At 39.4% G+C, this 18325-nt stretch carries 15 protein-coding genes; 6 read left to right on the forward strand and 9 right to left on the reverse strand.

Annotation, left to right across the window (positions count from 1 at the left end; genetic code table 11):
- The first annotated feature begins 72 nt into the window (after nucleotides 1–72).
- Entirely contained in the window at nucleotides 73–219 is a 147-nt protein-coding gene (locus EMK97_RS19095; RefSeq protein WP_170176808.1) for a hypothetical protein, read from the forward strand.
- On the opposite strand, the gene EMK97_RS17935 is transcribed toward EMK97_RS19095, so the two are convergent.
- The 8 genes from EMK97_RS17935 to EMK97_RS17970 form a co-directional block, all read right to left on the reverse strand.
- A complete protein-coding gene (locus tag EMK97_RS17935) occupies nucleotides 216–4505 on the reverse strand; it encodes a response regulator (RefSeq protein ID WP_130604143.1) in 4290 nt (1429 codons plus the stop codon). The two genes, EMK97_RS19095 and EMK97_RS17935, sit on opposite strands and share 4 nt — an antisense overlap.
- A 140-nt stretch (nucleotides 4506–4645) precedes the next feature.
- On the reverse strand, nucleotides 4646–5185 hold the full coding sequence (gene tadA, locus EMK97_RS17940; protein ID WP_130604144.1) for a tRNA adenosine(34) deaminase TadA: 540 nt from the start codon (nucleotides 5183–5185) through the stop codon (nucleotides 4646–4648).
- Nucleotides 5182–6330, reverse strand: coding sequence for a radical SAM family heme chaperone HemW (hemW, locus tag EMK97_RS17945; RefSeq protein ID WP_130604145.1), 1149 nt, complete (start codon nucleotides 6328–6330; stop codon nucleotides 5182–5184). Before hemW ends, tadA begins: the two co-directional genes overlap by 4 nt.
- 14 nt (nucleotides 6331–6344) lie before the next feature.
- The gene (gene rdgB / locus EMK97_RS17950; protein WP_130604146.1) at nucleotides 6345–6962 is read right to left on the reverse strand and encodes an RdgB/HAM1 family non-canonical purine NTP pyrophosphatase; all 618 of its coding nucleotides are present in this window, start codon (nucleotides 6960–6962) and stop codon (nucleotides 6345–6347) included.
- Between the two features lie 120 nt (nucleotides 6963–7082).
- Nucleotides 7083–7520, reverse strand: a complete 438-nt coding sequence (locus EMK97_RS17955; protein WP_130604147.1) for a DUF4426 domain-containing protein — start codon at nucleotides 7518–7520, stop codon at nucleotides 7083–7085.
- A 123-nt stretch (nucleotides 7521–7643) separates the two neighbouring features.
- Entirely contained in the window at nucleotides 7644–8189 is a 546-nt protein-coding gene (locus tag EMK97_RS17960; protein ID WP_130604148.1) for a YggT family protein, read from the reverse strand.
- A 118-nt stretch (nucleotides 8190–8307) separates the two neighbouring features.
- The gene (gene proC, locus EMK97_RS17965; protein WP_246028830.1) at nucleotides 8308–9174 is read right to left on the reverse strand and encodes a pyrroline-5-carboxylate reductase; all 867 of its coding nucleotides are present in this window, start codon (nucleotides 9172–9174) and stop codon (nucleotides 8308–8310) included.
- Nucleotides 9175–9177: 3 nt separating this feature from the next.
- Nucleotides 9178–9861 (reverse strand): YggS family pyridoxal phosphate-dependent enzyme, encoded by a 684-nt coding sequence (locus EMK97_RS17970; protein ID WP_130604149.1) that lies wholly within the window; start codon nucleotides 9859–9861, stop codon nucleotides 9178–9180.
- Between the two features lie 58 nt (nucleotides 9862–9919).
- Between EMK97_RS17970 and EMK97_RS17975 the strand changes: the two genes are divergently transcribed.
- Both EMK97_RS17975 and EMK97_RS17980 read left to right on the forward strand, forming a co-directional pair.
- Entirely contained in the window at nucleotides 9920–10963 is a 1044-nt protein-coding gene (locus EMK97_RS17975; protein ID WP_130604150.1) for a type IV pilus twitching motility protein PilT, read from the forward strand.
- Between the two features lie 97 nt (nucleotides 10964–11060).
- Nucleotides 11061–12194, forward strand: a complete 1134-nt coding sequence (locus EMK97_RS17980) for a PilT/PilU family type 4a pilus ATPase (protein ID WP_130604151.1) — start codon at nucleotides 11061–11063, stop codon at nucleotides 12192–12194.
- A gap of 40 nt (nucleotides 12195–12234) precedes the next feature.
- Here EMK97_RS17980 and EMK97_RS17985 read toward each other — a convergent pair whose 3' ends face one another.
- The gene (locus tag EMK97_RS17985) at nucleotides 12235–12669 is read right to left on the reverse strand and encodes a CBS domain-containing protein (RefSeq protein WP_130604152.1); all 435 of its coding nucleotides are present in this window, start codon (nucleotides 12667–12669) and stop codon (nucleotides 12235–12237) included.
- Between the two features lie 159 nt (nucleotides 12670–12828).
- Between EMK97_RS17985 and EMK97_RS17990 the strand changes: the two genes are divergently transcribed.
- The 3 genes from EMK97_RS17990 to pstA all read left to right on the forward strand — a co-directional run bounded on the left by EMK97_RS17990 (nucleotide 12829) and on the right by pstA (nucleotide 18324).
- The gene (locus EMK97_RS17990; RefSeq protein ID WP_130604153.1) at nucleotides 12829–14277 is read left to right on the forward strand and encodes a coniferyl aldehyde dehydrogenase; all 1449 of its coding nucleotides are present in this window, start codon (nucleotides 12829–12831) and stop codon (nucleotides 14275–14277) included.
- Between the two features lie 213 nt (nucleotides 14278–14490).
- Nucleotides 14491–16626, forward strand: coding sequence for an ABC transporter permease subunit (locus tag EMK97_RS17995; RefSeq protein WP_246028958.1), 2136 nt, complete (start codon nucleotides 14491–14493; stop codon nucleotides 16624–16626).
- A gap of 60 nt (nucleotides 16627–16686) precedes the next feature.
- Entirely contained in the window at nucleotides 16687–18324 is a 1638-nt protein-coding gene (pstA, locus tag EMK97_RS18000) for a phosphate ABC transporter permease PstA (protein WP_130604155.1), read from the forward strand.
- Nucleotide 18325: the final 1 nt, after the last annotated feature.

An 18325-nucleotide genomic window follows, 5' to 3' on the forward strand; every position in this document is an offset into this window, starting at 1 on the left:
ATGAAAGTTTTCAATAATACTGATGAACTTGCTACTTAATTAAGCAATTAACACATTATTTGAGAAGGTATTATGAAACTAAAAAGACAATTACAAACAAGTCAGCGCAGAAAGCAACTTATCCGCCAACAACAAAAAATGATTAACAGAAGACAGTTTTATTTTAACCAAACTTTATCAGTTGTTGCTCGTCAAGTTGATGGTGCGGCGGTTAACTAGTCATCAACTACCACGGCATTATTTTGCGTTAATTCTTTGCTAATTAAACAAGTTAGCGAACTAGAGCTAGCGTTTATTTGAATTAATAAAGGCGTTAGGGCTTGAAGATTATTCGCTTTTACTTGCTGCTCAAATGTTTTACTTAAATTGTGTAATTCAATCGCACTGATATTTGCTGCCATACCTTGAATTTTATGACTTGCTTGCAGTAGTTGTTCTAAATTGCTCTGCTCAAGATTGTTCTGCTTAAGCGCATTATTCAGTACGCTTAACTGACTAGGTAATTCATCAATAAATAATTTGAGTAATTGTTCAAGAATCACTTTATTATTGTTTAAGCGCTTAAGTAACGCTTCTTTTTTCCACACGCTTAATTTTTCTTCTTTTTCCCCTTTCTTCTCTTTGGCTGTTTTTGCTAACACTGTTGGCGTTTGCGTTTCTGGCATAGTTTCAGTTGCTTTGTTGTTTACCATTTCGCTTACTGAGGTTTTTTCATTATGCACTAGGTAATGAAGAAGCTTTTCTTTTAACTGTTCGGGCTCAATCGGCTTGGTCAAATAGTCTGTCATGCCGGCGTTGAGACATTTTTGTTTATCTCCCTTCATGGCATTTGCCGTCATAGCGATAATAATAATATCTTGATTCGCCTTTCCTGCATCGCCTTGCCTAATTGCTTTAGTTGTTTGGTAGCCATCCATATGCGGCATTTGGCAATCCATTAAAATAAGGTCATAAGGGGTATCAGCACAGGAAAGTTTTAGTGATTCAATCGCCTCGACACCATCGGCTGCGACATCAGGGGTTATGCCAAATTCAGCGAGTACATGTCGCGCTACCTCTTGATTGATACGATTATCTTCCACTAATAATAACCGACAGGACGCTAATTCTTTGGCATTGCTTGGTGTTGAATCAAAACCTTGCTCTATTGTGTTTTCTTGTTCGAGTTCTCTTAACAAGTGTTGTGTGATAATAGGTACAGCTTGAGTCTGATTCTTTTCTGCCAGTGTCAAAGCGATTGCTTTAAATATATCTTCGGTGGTTGTTGGTTTTGGAAAATAGGCACTAAAACCAAGGCTGGAAAAATAACTGGCATCGCCTCGAGATGCCATAGAGGTCATCATCACCAGTTTTAATTCTGCTAATTCAGGTTCTGCTTTAATACGTTTGGCCAGCTCAGCACCATCCATACCAGGCATATTCATATCTAAAAAAGCGACTTTAAATGGTTGAGCATTTTGATTGTTTGCTGAGGCTGAATGTTTAAGTATATTTAACGCGGTAACGCCACTGTCTGCTTCCGTTACGCTCGCACCCCAATGCTCTAACTGTTGCTTTAATACCAGGCGGTTGGTGGCATTGTCGTCAACAACTAACATGGCGATATTTTCAATATTTATATTAGGGATAACTTTTTTCGCCTGTTCACTGGTTTGTAATGCGATTGTAAAAGAAAAAGTAGAGCCTTGATTTAAGACACTAGTTACCTGAATATCACCATGCATAAGCTGACATAATTGCTTTGATATGGCTAAGCCCAGGCCTGTGCCACCGTATTTGCGTGTGGTAGAAGCATCAACTTGGGTAAAGGAATCAAACAAGGTTGCTATTTTATCTTCAGGAATACCTATGCCAGTATCGCTAATAGCACAATGAAACGCTAAGTTACCCTTTGCGCCATAACCTTGTTTTTCTATTAGCTTGGCAGTAATGACTATTTCACCACGTTCGGTAAATTTAATCGCGTTACCTGTTAGGTTGGTTAATATTTGCCTTATGCGACCAGGATCGCCTTTAACATGGCTGTGTTTGATTTGGCTATTGTCTAAGATGATCTCAATGTTTTTTTCTTGGCTTTTTAGCGCCATTGATTCGGCAAAGTCACCAAGTAGCTTTCTTAAGTCAAAGTCGATAAATTCTAGCTCTAGTTTACCGGCCTCAACCTTAGAAAAGTCTAAGATATCGTTAACTAAATTAAGTAGCGCTTGAGCGCTGGAATTTGCAAGTTTCACTCTATGCATTTGTTCGTCACTTAGCTCATTACGCATAAGTAAACCTAGCATGCCAAGCACGCCATTCATTGGCGTGCGTATTTCGTGACTCATACTCGCTAAAAATTCAGCTTTTACCCGAGCCGTTTCTTCTGCTAATTCTTTAGCGGCGATATGTTTTTGCTCAACTTCTTTTAGTTTTGTGATATTAAAATTGACGCCAATTACTTGTACTACATGACCTTGGCTATTAAGTTTGACTCTGGCATTGGCTTTAATAAACTTAGTTTGACCACTTGGGGTTACAATGCGAAATTCATGGTTGAAAAAGCCTTTTTCTTGAATAGCTTGCTCTATGGCTTGTGTCGCTGTGGCTAAATCGTCTGGATGTACAGCATTTTGCCAATCAGTAATGTTACCGGCAAAACTTTGTTTATTTGCTTCATAAATCTTGAACATCCATTTATCCCAAGTGAGCTTATCTTGTTTTAAGTCATACTGCCAAATACCTATATTTGCGGCATCGGTTGCTAGGCTGATCCGCTCATTGACTTCTAATAATGCCTTTTGGTTTTGTTCTTGCGCTATTTCTAGTTGAATTTCTTTTGAAATGTCGCGAATAATCCCTGTGAAGATATAACCTTGATCGGTTTGCACTTTTGATACCGCTAAATGAATAGGGAACTCTTCACCTGATTTTTTAACCGCTGTGAGCTTTTGCCCTGTACCTATAATGTCAGTAAGGCCTGTTATGATAGCTTCTTTAATCGCGTTATCGTAGGTTGTCGCGTGTATTTTAGGTATTAATAAGGTGATGTTTTTCTCTAGGATTTCTTTTTCTTGATAACCGAAGATAGATTGCGCTGCTCGGTTGAACGACATTATTTTGCCTTGTTCATCAATAGTAATAAAGCCTTGTGCTGCATTATCAAAGATGGCTGTAATCTTATTTGCTGCTTCTTCAGCGAGTAGCGCAGAGTGTTCTTGTTCATGCAAAGCCAGTTGTATTTCAATTAATAAATTATGAAAGCTACGCGCTAATACCCCAATTTCTGTGCAGCTATTGGTCGGCAGTTTGGAAAGCGCTTTGCCACTTTCATAGTTTTCCAGGCTCTTAGCGATAGTTTTTAGTGGTTTGGCAATACGTTTTGCGGCAAAAACAGCAAGCGCCAAAGACAGTAAAGCCATAACGCTGCCTAAAAGTAGACTGCGATTTTTAAATGAAGATAATGTTTGCTCAATAACATCGGTTTGCTTTAATACTAATAGGTTTAAGTAGTGCTCATTACCTAATTCAGTAAAGGTCAGCTGTTTAAAGTGACCTAGGTATTGCTTATTGCCTTTAGATACTTCTGATAAGCTTTTATCCGTAAGCTTAGTTGTGATGGCTTCGCCAAGTTGAGGGAACTCATCTTGCATTAAGTAAGGTTTGCCAAGATCAAAGCCAAAACGTTTATCTTTTTCTGGATGAAAAACAAAGTCGCCTCGTTCATTAGCTAAATAAAATGATAGTTCTCTTAGTTCATGTTGATTAAGTTGCTCAATAAACTCGCCAAAATTAATATTAATGATGATAAAACCAAAGACTCGCTCTGTACTTGGGTGGTAGATGGGCGTTGCTGTTCTTAATACCGCTTTATGCGGTATTTCAACCTTGCCATAATTTCGAGCTAATTCAATTTTTGAGAAAAATACCTGACCAAGAGCTTTTTCAATAGCTTGGCTAAAGTAGGGCCGGTGAGACTTTGCTTGTAGCTTTCTGTTAGGCACTGCGCTTACTTGCTGATTACTTTCAAAACTTCTGACATTAACCAGTTCTAGGCCATTATTTTCTACTCCTATGTAACGAATTTGGTAATAAAACGGTTTGTTTTGCACAAACTTGGTAAAAATCTGCTCTAAGCGATTTTTCCATAATTGATAATTTAAGGTGTCGTTTTGCTCCGTAGCATTGAGTAAGCCCATGATAGGCGGTGTGCCGCTAAGAAATAGCGTATCAGAGTATGCTTGGGTGTATAGCTGGTCTATGATGGGTTTAACTAAGTTTACTTCTTCTGCCAGCTCATTACTGGTTTGTTTAGCTAATACTCTTTGCGTTTCAAAGTAAAAGAAAAAGCTGACGATAGCCGCGATAGAAATGGATAAAATAAAAGCGGCGACTGGAATTTGCAAACCAATAGAAAATTGAGTTTTTTCAATAGGGAGGAGCTTTTCTTTTAGCTCTTGTTGTTGCCTTGTATGCGAACTTTCCCTTTGGCTAGCTGATTTAGTGTTATTGGCTGAGTCATCAGACATAGTATCCCTTCTTGACGATGTACTTTATTGTCAGCATAAAACTGACAGCATAGAAACTATTATTTAACATAGCACAAGGGAGGTGAAACAACACTTAATCTATATTGTTCACAGTTATTCAATTAACTGTAGTACTTGAATTAACTAGTTGAGTTATCTTTAGCTTGCTTTTTCAACGCTTTTTTCTCTTCACGTCTACGCTTGAAAAACGCTGATAGCATATGGCTGCATTCATCTGCTAATACGCCGCTAGTCACATCTATTTGATGATTAAGCTGTGAGTTAGCTACTAAATTAAAGCTGCTGCCGGCAGCACCTGTTTTAAAATCAGCGCTGGCGTAAACCAAACGTTTTATTCTGCTGTGTACCAGTAAGCCTGCACACATAGGGCAGGGCTCTAGCGTGACATATAATGTGCAATCAAGCAGGCGGTAATTGTTAAGCTGTTTACCTGCCTCTCTTATGGCAATCATTTCAGCATGAGCAGATGGATCATTTAAGGTGATGGATTGGTTATAGCCTTCAGCGATAATGTTATTGTTATAAACCACTACAGCGCCAACCGGGATTTCACCATAGCTTTCAGCTACCTGAGCTAACTCAAAGGCGCGCTGCATAAAGGCTTTATCTGCTGATAATTGACATTGCTTGTGGATATCTTGCTGCTTTAGTTCACTCATAAAAATAACTCGAGTAAGTCGTTTAGATACCTGTGACCTAGGGTGGTAATTTGCCACTGTTGATTACTGTTTGTGATGAGCTTTTTATCTTGTGCTTGCTTAAGTTGGCTTAAAACCGTTTTACTTGCTAAGCCTGTTCTTTGTTCAAAATCATCGAGCGTAAACGGTGAAAACAATCGCAAGCGGTTCATCATATATTCAAACGGTAATTCATCAGCTGTTACTGTGGTTAAATGATCTAAATGAGGGCGACTGGTGTCAAGGTAGCCCTTGGGATGTTTAACTTTTACAGTGCGATAAATTTCCTTGCTTAGTGTATCGGTAATTTTACCATGGGCACCACAACCTATGCCTAAGTAGTCGCCAAATTGCCAATAGTTTAAGTTATGTTGGCATTGTTTATCTGCTTTGCTAAAGGCTGAAATCTCGTATTGTTTATAGCCCGCGTCACTGAGAAGCTGAAAACCTTTATCTTGAATGTCCCATAATACTTCATCCTGTGGCAGCTTTGGTGGCTTGGAGTGAAATGCAGTATTAGGTTCAATGGTTAATTGATACCAAGAGAGGTGATCGGGCGCTAAGCGAATCGCTGTTTTTAAATCATCTAGGGCATTGTCTAATGATTGATTTGGCAGGCCATGCATTAAATCAAGGTTGAAGCTCTTTATACCTGCTGTTTTAGCAAGTTGTGCGGCTTTAATGGCTTGTTGGCTGTCATGAATTCGGCCAAGTTTGATGAGCTTGTCTGATTCAAATGATTGCACGCCAATAGATAAACGTGAAATCCCTGCTTGGGCAAAACCTGTAAACTTATCACTTTCTACCGTGCCAGGGTTTGCTTCTAAGGTAATTTCAATATCACTATGATGTTCAAATCGCTGTAGAACTTGGCTGAGTAATTTCTCAATTGCTTGAGGAGAAAATAAGCTCGGAGTACCGCCGCCAATAAAAATTGAATGCAGATGACGGTTATTTAATTGAAAACGTTCAATATCACTATCGAGATCTTTAATTAATTCATTAACATAATTAACTTCATCCATAGTGTTTTTGATGGCATGTGAATTAAAGTCACAATAGGGACATTTTTGTACACACCAAGGAATATGGATGTAAAGAGAAAGGGGGGGATTAATTAATTGCATGCTTGTAGGCTAACTTACTCTGCTAACGTGGTATTACTTAACGCTTCGACCAGCTGAGCCAATGCTTTACCACGATGACTTAATTTGTTTTTTATCTCTCTTGGTAACTGTGCAGAAGTTTGTTGCAGCGCTTCTTGCCAAAATACCGGGTCGTAACCAAAGCCTTGTTCACCCATTTTTTCTTTCGTTATGCTGCCATGCCAGATGCCATGACATATGATAGGTGTTGGGTCTTGATGATGCTTCATATACACTAAAACACAGTGGAAACGGGCAGTGCGTTTTGCTTCTTCTACCTCAGCGAGTGCACAGAGTAGCTTATTGGTGTTATCGTCATCTGTTACTTTGCCTGAGACAATGTCACTGGCATAACGCGCTGAATAAACGCCAGGGGCGCCATTAAGGGCATCTACTTCAAGGCCTGAGTCATCCGCGATTGCAGGTAACCCCGTTATTTTTGCCGCGTGCCTTGCTTTAATTATGGCATTCTCAACAAAGGTCGTTCCTGTTTCTGCAACATCAGGAACATTGTAATCACTTTGTGGAACGATAGTGATATTGTGCTCTGCAAGCAAAGCAGATAACTCGGCTACTTTGCCTTGATTACCTGTGGCTAAGACGACTTTGGACATGAATTTACACTTACCTTGATTAGTTTGGCGCAATGATAACTTACTTCGAGCTGAGTAAAAATGAAAAAAGAGCTCAAAAGGCTCTTTTTTCCGTGTCACGAATGTAGACGATGGTGTCAGTTAATCAACATAGAATGTTTGAGAAAACTTCAGTTGCTGCTGCTCTTTGCCATCATTAATGGTTAAATTAAAATGTACTGTTTCTTCATTGTTGTAGCTAATTTGTGCTAGATAATAAATTGCGCTGCCTTCTTTGACTTCTTTAAATTCAAGCGGCTTCATTTGACCAAGGTTATTTTTTGCCGTACCTGTAATACTTACCGATTTAGCTGGCGTACCTGATTTACTATTATCAAGTACTGAAATATTCACTAGGCCATTATATCTGCTGCGGGTAATGCCATACACTTTAGCAATTTCTGGAGTGAAAAAAGTGGAGCCAATAGCCATATAATGAACATTCATTGAACCTAACTTTTTCATGTTTTCAGCGTTGACAGTGCTCAGAAGCAACAGACTAACAAATAAGGTCAGGCAAGCTTTCATTAAAACTTTCATGGTGCTCTCCTTGTTAACTTGGTGTCAGACTATTCCAACGTCTTTTAAGTATAGAACAGTCTTAAAAAAATTGATGAAATTATACCGGCCTAATTCACTTATGTTGACTTAAGCCGCTATCGATTAAAGTGATGCCCAGTAAGGCAATGAACCAGAAAGTAAGATATTGATTACATTCATAATTAAAAATGCAACAATTAAAGATAAATCTAAACCGCCTATATTAGGGATCACCGCGCGAATAGGGCGTAAGAATGGCTCAGTAAGTTGATGGAAAATCATCAAAGTAGCATTGTAACCTTGTACAACCCAACTCATTATCGCCATAACGATCATAATGACGAACAGTAAGAAGCCTGCTTGTTTTACGAAAACTAGTAAACCGATATAAAGCGCCAATACACCTAAGTTTTCACCTGCTAATGCCGCGATAACAACAAACTTTAATGTCGCTACAGCATAAGCCAATAATAGTGTGGCTAAATCTAAGCCGCCTAAGCCGGGAATAATGCGTCTTAATGGCACAACTAAAGGATTACTTACCTTGACGATAAACTGGCTAAGTGGGTTGTAAAAGTCAGCTTTTACCCATTGTAGCCATATTCTCATGATTAAAATCATTAATAAGGCATCAAAAGCGAATCTAAGCAAATAAATAATTGCTTCCATAGTGTTGTTTTCTCCGAAAAATAATTGCTAACAGCACAATTTGTTAGCTCTAGCATAATGAAAAAGACCATTAAAGGCTATGGTAAAGTTTGTAACTGTTGATGTTACTAAGCTCAAGTTAATTATTATTTTTAGCCATCTCTTGTGCTCGGTTAAATGCTGCCGTCATCGCGCCTGAAACGATTTGCTCTAAACCATTTTCTCTAAACTGCTCTAAAGCTGCAAAGGTGGTGCCGCCTTTTGAGGTTACATTTTCACGTAATTGGCTAATATCAATATTGTTGTGAGCCACCATTTGTGCAGCACCAAGCGCTGTTTGTTGTACTAGCATACGGCTTTCTTCACCTGAAAAACCAAATGCTAAGGCTTGTTTTTGCATCGCTTCCATAAATAAGAAAAAGTATGCCGGGCCTGAGCCTGCTACTGCTGTTATGGCATCAATTTTTGTTTCCGAGGTTAACCAAATAACTTCACCTACAGCTTTCATTAGTTTATCGGCTGCTGATTTTTGTGCTGCGTTCACTTCAAGGGAAGCAAATAGTCCACTCATACCTAAGCCTAATTGCGAAGGGGTATTTGGCATAACGCGAACAACGCCGGCCTGGCAAGCTAATGCCTGTTGAATTTGTGCTACGGTAATGCCGGCTGCAACAGAAATGATGAGTTTATTTTGAATATTATTAACTTGGCTTAGCTGGGTACATACGGTATTAATAAAGTGTGGTTTTACTGCCAGTACTATAATATCAGCAAACTCAGCGGCTTTTACGTTATCATCAGTTTGCCCAATACCAAACTCATTGGCTAGGGCAAGTCGCTTTTCTGCTGATGGATTGGCTACCATAATGCTTTCTGGCTTGCTGCCTGAATTAATAAGACCTATGCTAATTGCTTTAGCCATGTTGCCTGCGCCAATGAAGGCTACCTTGGTTAAACTGTTCATGTTGTTATTCTCAATAATTAAGTTGTTTTCTGTTGTTTTCATTGCTTAAGCTCTGGCGCCAAAAATGGCTGTGCCAATTCTTACCATAGTTGAGCCGGCGGCAATTGCTGGTGCTAAATCGTTTGACATACCCAATGATAAGGTATCAACACTTGGATAGCGCTGTTGTAAGTCATTAAAAAGTTGCTGCATTTTTTGGTAAGTTTCAGTTGAAGCATTCTTTTCAGGTATGGCCATTAAACCGCGTAAGCAGAGATTTTTACACTGGTTTACTTGCTCAGCTAAGGGCAATATTTCCTCGATAGATAAACCTGATTTCGAATTTTCTTCGCTAATATTCACTTGTAAACAAATGTTTAGCGGAGTATCTTGGCTATCGATGTCATTTAGATGATCATTAAGGCGTAATGCAATTTTGGCTCTATCGATACTATGAACCCAAGCAAAGTGCTCAGCTATATGCTTAGTTTTATTGGATTGAATAGGGCCGATAAAATGCCAGGTTATCTGAGGTAAATGGCTAAGCTGTGTGATTTTTTCTAAGGCATCTTGAAGGTAGTTTTCGCCAAAATCAGTTTGCCCGGCTAAGTAAGCTTGTTCAACATCACTGGCGGGCTTGGTTTTACTGACAGCAAGTAATTTCACCTCGTTAGAATTGCGACCACTTTGCTGGCAAGCTTGGTTAATTTGCGCTTTAATTTTATCAAGATTATCTTTAATGTTTATCATGTTAAGTTTTTTTAACCTATTATAATCGTTCTACTTAATAACAATACTGAGGTTTTGTATGGATATTACCGAATTACTTGCATTTAGTGTGCAGCATGACGCATCAGATTTACATTTATCAACAGGGACACCACCTTCAATTCGTGTAGATGGTGACGTGCGTAAGCTTAATATTCCGGCGTTTGATGCCAAAGATGTCAATGCTTTAGTGTATGATATTATGAATGACAGGCAACGCAAAGAGTATGAAGAAAATTTAGAGGTGGATTTCTCTTTTGAAGTGCCTAATTTAGCTCGTTTCAGGGTGAATGCCTTTAACCAAAACCGCGGCCCAGCGGCAGTATTTCGTACCATTCCCAGTAAAATATTGTCATTAGAAGAATTAGGTTGTCCTGATATTTTCCGCGATATTGCGGACACACCACGCGGTTTAGTGTTGGTAACAGGGCCAACCGGCTCTGGTAAATCGACGACCCTCGCCGCTATGGTGGATTATATTAATAACCACAAGCATGATCATATTCTTACCATTGAAGACCCGATTGAATTTGTTCACGAAAATAAAAAGTGCTTATTAAACCAAAGGGAAGTTCATCGTGATACCTTAAGTTTTGAAGCAGCACTTCGCTCAGCACTTCGTGAAGATCCCGACGTTATCCTCGTTGGTGAGATGCGTGACTTGGAAACGATTCGCCTTGCGATGACCGCAGCAGAAACTGGTCACTTAGTTTTCGGTACCCTGCATACTACCTCTGCACCAAAAACCATTGACCGTATTATTGATGTATTCCCAGGGGAAGAAAAATCTATGGTGCGCTCTATGCTTTCTGAGTCACTGCGTGCAGTTATTTCACAAACCTTAATCAAGAAGATAGGTGGTGGCCGAGTTGCTGCCCATGAAATTATGATTGGCGTGCCAGCTATTCGTAACTTGATTCGTGAAGATAAAATTGCGCAAATGTATTCAGCCATTCAAACTGGTATGCAACACGGTATGCAAACCATGGATCAGTGTTTACAAAATCTAGTTAACCGAGGTTTGATTTCTAAACAAGATGCCATGGAAAAAGCACAAGATAAAAACCAGTTTGCCAGTTTTTAAGCTTTAGTTATGTGTCGCTAAGTTTTGATACTTAGCGGCTATACTAAGGTAAGTGAAGATAAAGGTTTTAAGCTTGTTGGAAATTGAAGGTAGTAGAATGAAGTTTCATCAGTTATTAGAAAAAATGGTGCAGTCAGATGCGTCGGATATGTTTGTTACCGCGAAGTTGCAGGTTAGCGCCAAAATTAATGGTGAATTACAACCGATTGATGAAGAGGTGTTAACACCTGAAGCATCATTAGGTCTGGTGCATGACGCCATGAATGAAAAGCAAAAGCAGCAATTTGCCGAGGAAAAAGAGTGTAACTTTGCGATTGAAATTGAAGGTATAGGTCGTTTTCGTATTTCAGCTTTTTGGCAAAGGGATATGGCGGGTATGGTTATTCGTCGTATTGTAACTGAAATACCTGATGTTGATGCCTTGGGTTTACCGCCGGTATTAAAAGATGTGGTGATGTCAAAACGTGGCTTAGTACTGTTTGTTGGTGGTACAGGTACAGGTAAATCAACCTCAATGGCTGCATTGATTGGTTATCGTAACCGCAACTCCAGAGGCCATATTTTAACCATTGAAGACCCGGTTGAATTTGTCCACGAGCACGGCAAAAGTATGATAACGCAACGGGAAGTGGGCTTAGATACCGAGTCATTTACTGCTGCGCTGCAAAGTTCATTGCGTCAAGCGCCTGATGTTATTCTTATTGGTGAGATCCGAAGCCAAGAAATTATGGAGCATGCATTAAGTTTTGCTGAAACAGGTCACTTATGTATCGCGACACTGCATGCTAACAATGCTAACCAAGCCATTGACCGTATTATGCATTTAGTTCCTGCTGATCAGCATGGTAAGTTGTTATTTGATTTGGCATTGAACTTACGTGGCGTTATTGCTCAGCAGTTAGTACCCACTAAAGATGGTAATAGCCGTGTTGCCGCTATAGAAATATTGCTTAACTCACCTTATGTTGCTGAATTAATTAAAAAAGGTGAAATTGGTGGTATTAAAGAAGTGATGGAAAAATCTAACGAGCTAGGTATGCAGACCTTTGACCAAGCACTCTTTAATCAATATCAGCAAGGGCTTATTACCTATGCCGATGCGCTACATCATGCCGACTCGCCAAATGACTTACGTCTCATGATTAAATTGCGCAGTAATGAGCAAGGCGGCGTGGGCGGCTTATCAGGCGTGACCTTAGATGGTTTAGAGCCAAAAGAAGAAGAGTTTTAGCTAAACCGAGTTCATCATAGCGGCTAAAGGCTAGCTCTAGCTAGCCGCTTTGTTTGATTTTCTTTCGATATTGCAGGGCAATTACCTTTAAAATATCACGCCAAGTAATAATACCAATTGCTTTGCCTTGTTCGTTAGTAACAGGCAAACAAGAAATATGATTATCATGAAAGAGCAATACCGCTTCATTGAGGGATTGCTCTTTTTTTGCGCTGATTAATTCTCTACTCATGATTTGATGCATTTTTCTTTGCATTAATGAAATATCTTTCGGACTTTCTTTGCTAGTACCAACGGTTGGGCTTAGATGTTTAAATAAATCTCTATCGGTGATGACACCGGCAAGTTTATTGTCATCGTCAAGAATTAAAATATGGTGAATATTATGCGTATTAAAGACATCCTTTGCCTTGGATAAGTCATCATCTAAATGTAGCGTAACCAACTTGGTTGACATTAAGCTTTCAATTTTCATGTTTTATCTCGAGTAAATGTATGGTTGTGCTTTGAAAGTAGTCGCCATCTGTTAAATATTATGCTTTTATAGCTCATCGGAGCAGATTGTTCATTAAACGAAAATTTGCCAAATAACGATATACAATCACAGCAGCTTTCTCAACCCTAGCGAGTTAATATGGCCGATAATACTTATTCACAACAACATGATAGCGAGCAAATAGCTAGACTAACGCAAGTGTTTGCCAAGCAAAAGCAACATTTTTGCGCAAATCCATACCCAGCATTAGAAACACGCTTAGCGGCACTAAAAAAGTTAAAAGCTGCGATACTGGCTAATCAAGAGCAACTCTGTCAGGCATTATCTCAGGACTTTGGTAATCGCAGTTTTGATGAGAGTAAAATGGCTGACATTATGCCAACGGTTATGGGCATTAACTATACCATTAAGCATTTAGCCAAATGGCTTAAACCAGCTAAACGTCATGTTGGTATTTTGTTTCAGCCTGCATCTGCTTCAGTTATGTACCAACCATTAGGTGTTGTTGGCATTATTACGCCGTGGAACTATCCGGTGTTTTTATCACTTGGGCCGTTAACAACAGCCATTGCAGCGGGAAATACGGCTATGATCAAGATGTCAGAATTTACAGCAAACACTAACGAGGTCATTAAGCAGTTACTGTCTGAGGTTTTCTTGGATGATGAAGTTGCTGTGGTAACTGGCGGTGCTAGTGTTGCGGGTTATTTTTCTGAGCAAGCATTTGATCACTTACTTTTTACTGGCTCAACAAATATAGGTAAAAAGGTCATGGCTTGTGCTGCTAAAAGCTTAACTCCAGTCACCTTAGAGCTTGGTGGTAAGTCGCCTACAGTTATCGCACCTGATTTTGATATCAAAACGGCGGTATCACGGTTTTTACTAGGTAAAACGCTTAATGCTGGGCAAACCTGTGTTGCGCCTGATTATATTTTGTGTCCAAAAGAGAAGGTAACAGAGTTAGCGCAAGCACTGGCAAAAAGCTTTGTGCGTATGTATCCATCGGTTGCAGGTAATCCAGATTATACCAGCATTATAAACAGTGCTCAGCTGCAACGCTTGCTAAACTATATTGAGGATGCACTTGCTAAGGGGGCTAAGGTAGAATATTTAGGCAAAGATAGTGTGCAAACTTGCTTAGATAAGGGCAAATTACCTTTAGCTGTAGTAACTGATACCAGCGATGATATGTTATTGATGCAGGAGGAAATATTTGGCCCGATTCTGCCTATAATCCCTTATGATGACTTAGATGATGCCATAGCCTATGTTAATGCTCGACCAAGGCCACTTGCTTTATATTTATGTAGTTATGAAGAACAAAGTCAGCGAAAAGTGCTTGAGCAAACGCATGCTGGCGGTGTGTGTATTAATGATGCTGCTATGCACGTAGCTCAAGATGACTTACCCTTTGGTGGTATAGGGCCATCAGGAATGGGGCAATATCATGGTCATGAGGGCTTTTTAACCTTCTCTAAAGCAAAACCTATATTTAAAAAAGGTAAACTCAATACCGCCAGTAATGCTTTCCCTCCTTATGGTAAACTAATTCATAAGCTTATTTATAAATTATTCCTTTCAAAATAAAGAGTTACCCGCTAATGATGGCGGGTTTCTCTGGTTGTCACAAAAGTGTCATATAACTGTCTTATAATTGCCGCGTTGTTAATTATCATTGAGGCTAGCTGAGTGACAAGCGTTTCACTATCAACTCGTACTAGAGGATTTAAAAATTCATTAGCTAAGTGGCTAATCACCTTAGGTGGTATTAGTGTACTTTTTACCTTAGTTCTAATTTTTATGTACCTTTTGTACGTTATTAAACCTATCTTTGAATCGGCTGAGGTTGAACCGGTTTCAAGCATTGCTCTGCAAAGTGAGTCAACACCGTTAACTACTGGCGTTGATGAATTAAAAGAGTTGGCTTACCAAATATCTGACCAAGGACTGATCGAATTTTATCAAATAAAAGAAACTGATAGCGCTAGCCAAGGCAAATTAATGCTATCTGAGCAGCTTTCTCAAATGAATGAAGTAGCTATGATTGCCTCAAGCGATCAAGATAAAAAGCTACTTGTTACTGAGCAAGGTCAAGGCTATTTAGTTGCGCCACGTTTTAATGCTAAATATAGCAATAATACGCGCGAAATTATTCCAGCAATTGATTACCCCATCAGCAATGAAGCACTTATTTTAGATGAAGAAGAGCAAGGCTTTAAAAAGTTAAGCTTTGCTATGACAGAAGAAAAAGCGGTGTTTGTTGGTTTTACTCAAGATAATCGTCTTATTAAAACCACTTTTATTAGTGAAGATGAGTTCTCGGTTGATGATGAGTATGAAACTGTATTTCAACAAATCGAGCTTTATGCGCCTAGCGTTGACGATATTGCCATAACACCTGATTTAACAATGGCTTTCATCCGTAGTGGCTCAACGGTATATGTGTACCATTTAGATGACGAGTACAGTGTTGATTTAAAAACGCAAGTTATCGCAACGACAGCGCATGATGCAGAATTAACCACCATGGCATTATTATCAGGTGGTAGCTCGCTGTTACTTGCTGATGCGCAAGGTCAAATTAGCCAGTGGTTTGAAATATCAACAGAGCAAGGACGTGAATTTAAGCATGTGCGCAGCTTTAGTGCTGGCAGCGAAGCGATAGTTGCTATTTACCCTGAGCAATATCGTAAGAGCTTTTATACCATGACAGCATCTGGTGATTTAAATGCTTTCTTTACCACCAGTGAAGCAAACTTATGGCAAGGAAAAATTGCTGCGACACAACCAAAAGCGCTAGCTATTTCACCAAGAGCTGATGCTTTAGTTGTTATAGCACAAGATAACTCAGTAGCATCTGGCCAAAGCTTAACTATTTTTGATGTTCATAACGAGCACCCAGAGGTAACTTGGCAAGCTCTTTGGCAAGAAGTTTGGTATGAAGGCTACCCAGAGCCAGATTATATTTGGCAATCTACTTCTGGCTCAGATGATTTTGAAGCAAAATTTTCATTAGTACCTATCTCATTTGGTACGATTAAAGCAGCGTTGTACGCCATGTTATTTGCGGTACCAATCGCGTTAACGGCAGCAATTTATACGGCTTATTTTATGACGCCAACATTGCGTAAAAAAGTAAAGCCAACCATTGAATTAATGGAAGCATTACCAACCGTTATTTTAGGTTTCTTAGCGGGTCTTTGGTTAGCGCCGTTAATGGAAAAATATTTACCCGCGATTTTCTTACTCTTTATTTTCTTGCCGCTAGCAACCATATTAACTGCGTTTGTTTGGCACAATTTACCAAGAGAAATTAAAGAAAAGCTCCCAGAAACATTAGCACCTTTAATTTTAATTCCTGTGATGATACTTGCTATTTATGCTGCTTTTGCTCTATCGCCGTTATTTGAGGTGGCATTTTTCGGCGGCGATATGCGTCAATACATCACTAATGATTTAGGCATTAACTTTGACCAACGTAACGCTTTAGTTGTTGGTATTGCTATGGGCTTTGCAGTGATTCCTACCATTTTCTCTATGGCAGAAGACGCTATCTTTAGTGTGCCAAGTCATTTAACCAGTGGTTCATTGGCATTAGGTGCTACGCAATGGCAAACCTTAGTTAAGGTGGTATTACTTACGGCAAGTCCAGGTATTTTCTCTGCGGTTATGATGGGCTTAGGTCGTGCGGTAGGTGAAACTATGATTGTGTTAATGGCAACCGGTAACACCCCTATTTTAGATTGGAGTATTTTCCAAGGCATGAGAACCCTTGCTGCAAACATTGCTGTTGAAATGCCAGAGTCTGAGGTTGGTAGCTCGCACTATAGAATACTATTCTTAGCCGCCTTTGTTTTATTTGTTTTTACTTTCGTATTTAACACCTTAGCTGAATTTATTCGCCAAAGGTTACGTGAGAAATACAGCTCAATGTAATGCTGTAATTTAAAGTAAATATCGTAATAATTTTATCGTTTTAGAGTAAATGAGTTTTTTATGAAAACATGGTTTAAATCAGGCTCTCCTTGGGTATGGCTATCTGCCGGTGGTGTTAGCCTTAGCTTAATCTCAGTCGTGGGCTTATTATGGTTAATCGCTTCGCGTGGTTTATCATTCTTCTGGCCTAGTGAGCTGTATCAATTTGATATGGTTGACAGTCAAGGTAAAGCGTCTGTTGTTATTGGTGAAATTTATGACAGAGAACAAATACCCGTTAGTCAATTGGAACACTTAGAGCTAAATATACCTGCTGAGCAAGAAACAGTTGAACGTATCTTAGTGAAAACAGGTAACCGTGAATTAGTTAGCTTAGACTTTCGTTGGCTACTGGGTACTGATATTAAAAAGACCACAAAACCTGAAGAGTTGGCTGTGGTAGAGCGTAGAACTAATGGTAATTTCTATGGCTTTATTGAACAGTTATTTTTAGATGGTAAGGAAGTTAATGTTGACCGCCTACCTGAGCTTTTACAGCGAGTAGAGGAATTTCAGGTACAAATTGACGAGCTACAAAAAGTTGATATTGGAGCCATTAACTATCAACTAGAAAGCTTACGCTTAAAAACTAGAAAGTATCAGCTAAAGAATGAATTAACGGCAGCGGTGCAGCAGGAAATTGACGCAGAAACGAATGCCTTAAAAGCTGAGTATCAAGCGTTAGAAGCGAACTTAATGGCGCTGCGTAAAGAAATATCGCGTGATCAAATTGTCATGAGAGCGATGGGCGGTGAATTAGTTACCATTAACTTTGAGCATATTTTAAAAGTTCACTTTAATAACAAACTTGGTTTTGTTGAAAAAGTGCAATTATTCTTTGCACAAATTGCGGGCTTTATTGTTGATGAGCCAAGAGAAGCAAATACTGAAGGCGGCGTTTTCCCTGCTATTTTCGGTACTGTGCTTATGGTGTTGTTAATGACGGTAATTGTTTCACCATTTGGTGTGATTGCGGCAATTTACTTACATGAATATGCAGGCAACAATGCCTTAACTCGATTATTACGTATTGCGGTTATCAACCTAGCCGGTGTACCTTCAATTGTTTACGGTGTTTTTGGTTTAGGTTTCTTTGTCTATATGGTAGGTGGCTCGTTAGACCAAATCTTCTACCCGGAAACATTACCAAGCCCAACATTTGGTACACCTGGGGTATTATGGTCTGCCATTACCTTAGCTATCTTAACCTTGCCAGTTGTGATTGTTTCAACTGAAGAAGGTTTAGCCCGTATTCCTTCAGCGATGCGTCATGGTAGTTTAGCGTTAGGTGCGACTAAGGCTGAAACCTTATGGCGAATTATTTTACCTATTGCTAGTCCTGCGATTATGACAGGTATTATTTTAGCAATTGCTCGTGCAGCTGGTGAGGTTGCGCCATTAATGTTAGTTGGTGTAGTAAAAATGGCACCTAACTTACCGCTTGATGGTAACTTCCCGTTCTTACATTTAGATCGCAAATTTATGCACTTAGGTTTCCATATTTACGATGTTGGTTTCCAAAGCCCGAATGTAGAAGCAGCAAGACCATTAGTATATGCAACCGCCTTATTGTTGGTGACTATTATTGTTGCGCTCAATATGACTGCAGTATCAATTCGAAACAAGCTGCGTGAAAGATACAAGATGCTTGAGCACTAAT

Origin of the sequence: Litorilituus sediminis, assembly GCF_004295665.1 — a bacterium.
Lineage (GTDB): Bacteria > Pseudomonadota > Gammaproteobacteria > Enterobacterales > Alteromonadaceae > Colwellia > Colwellia sediminis.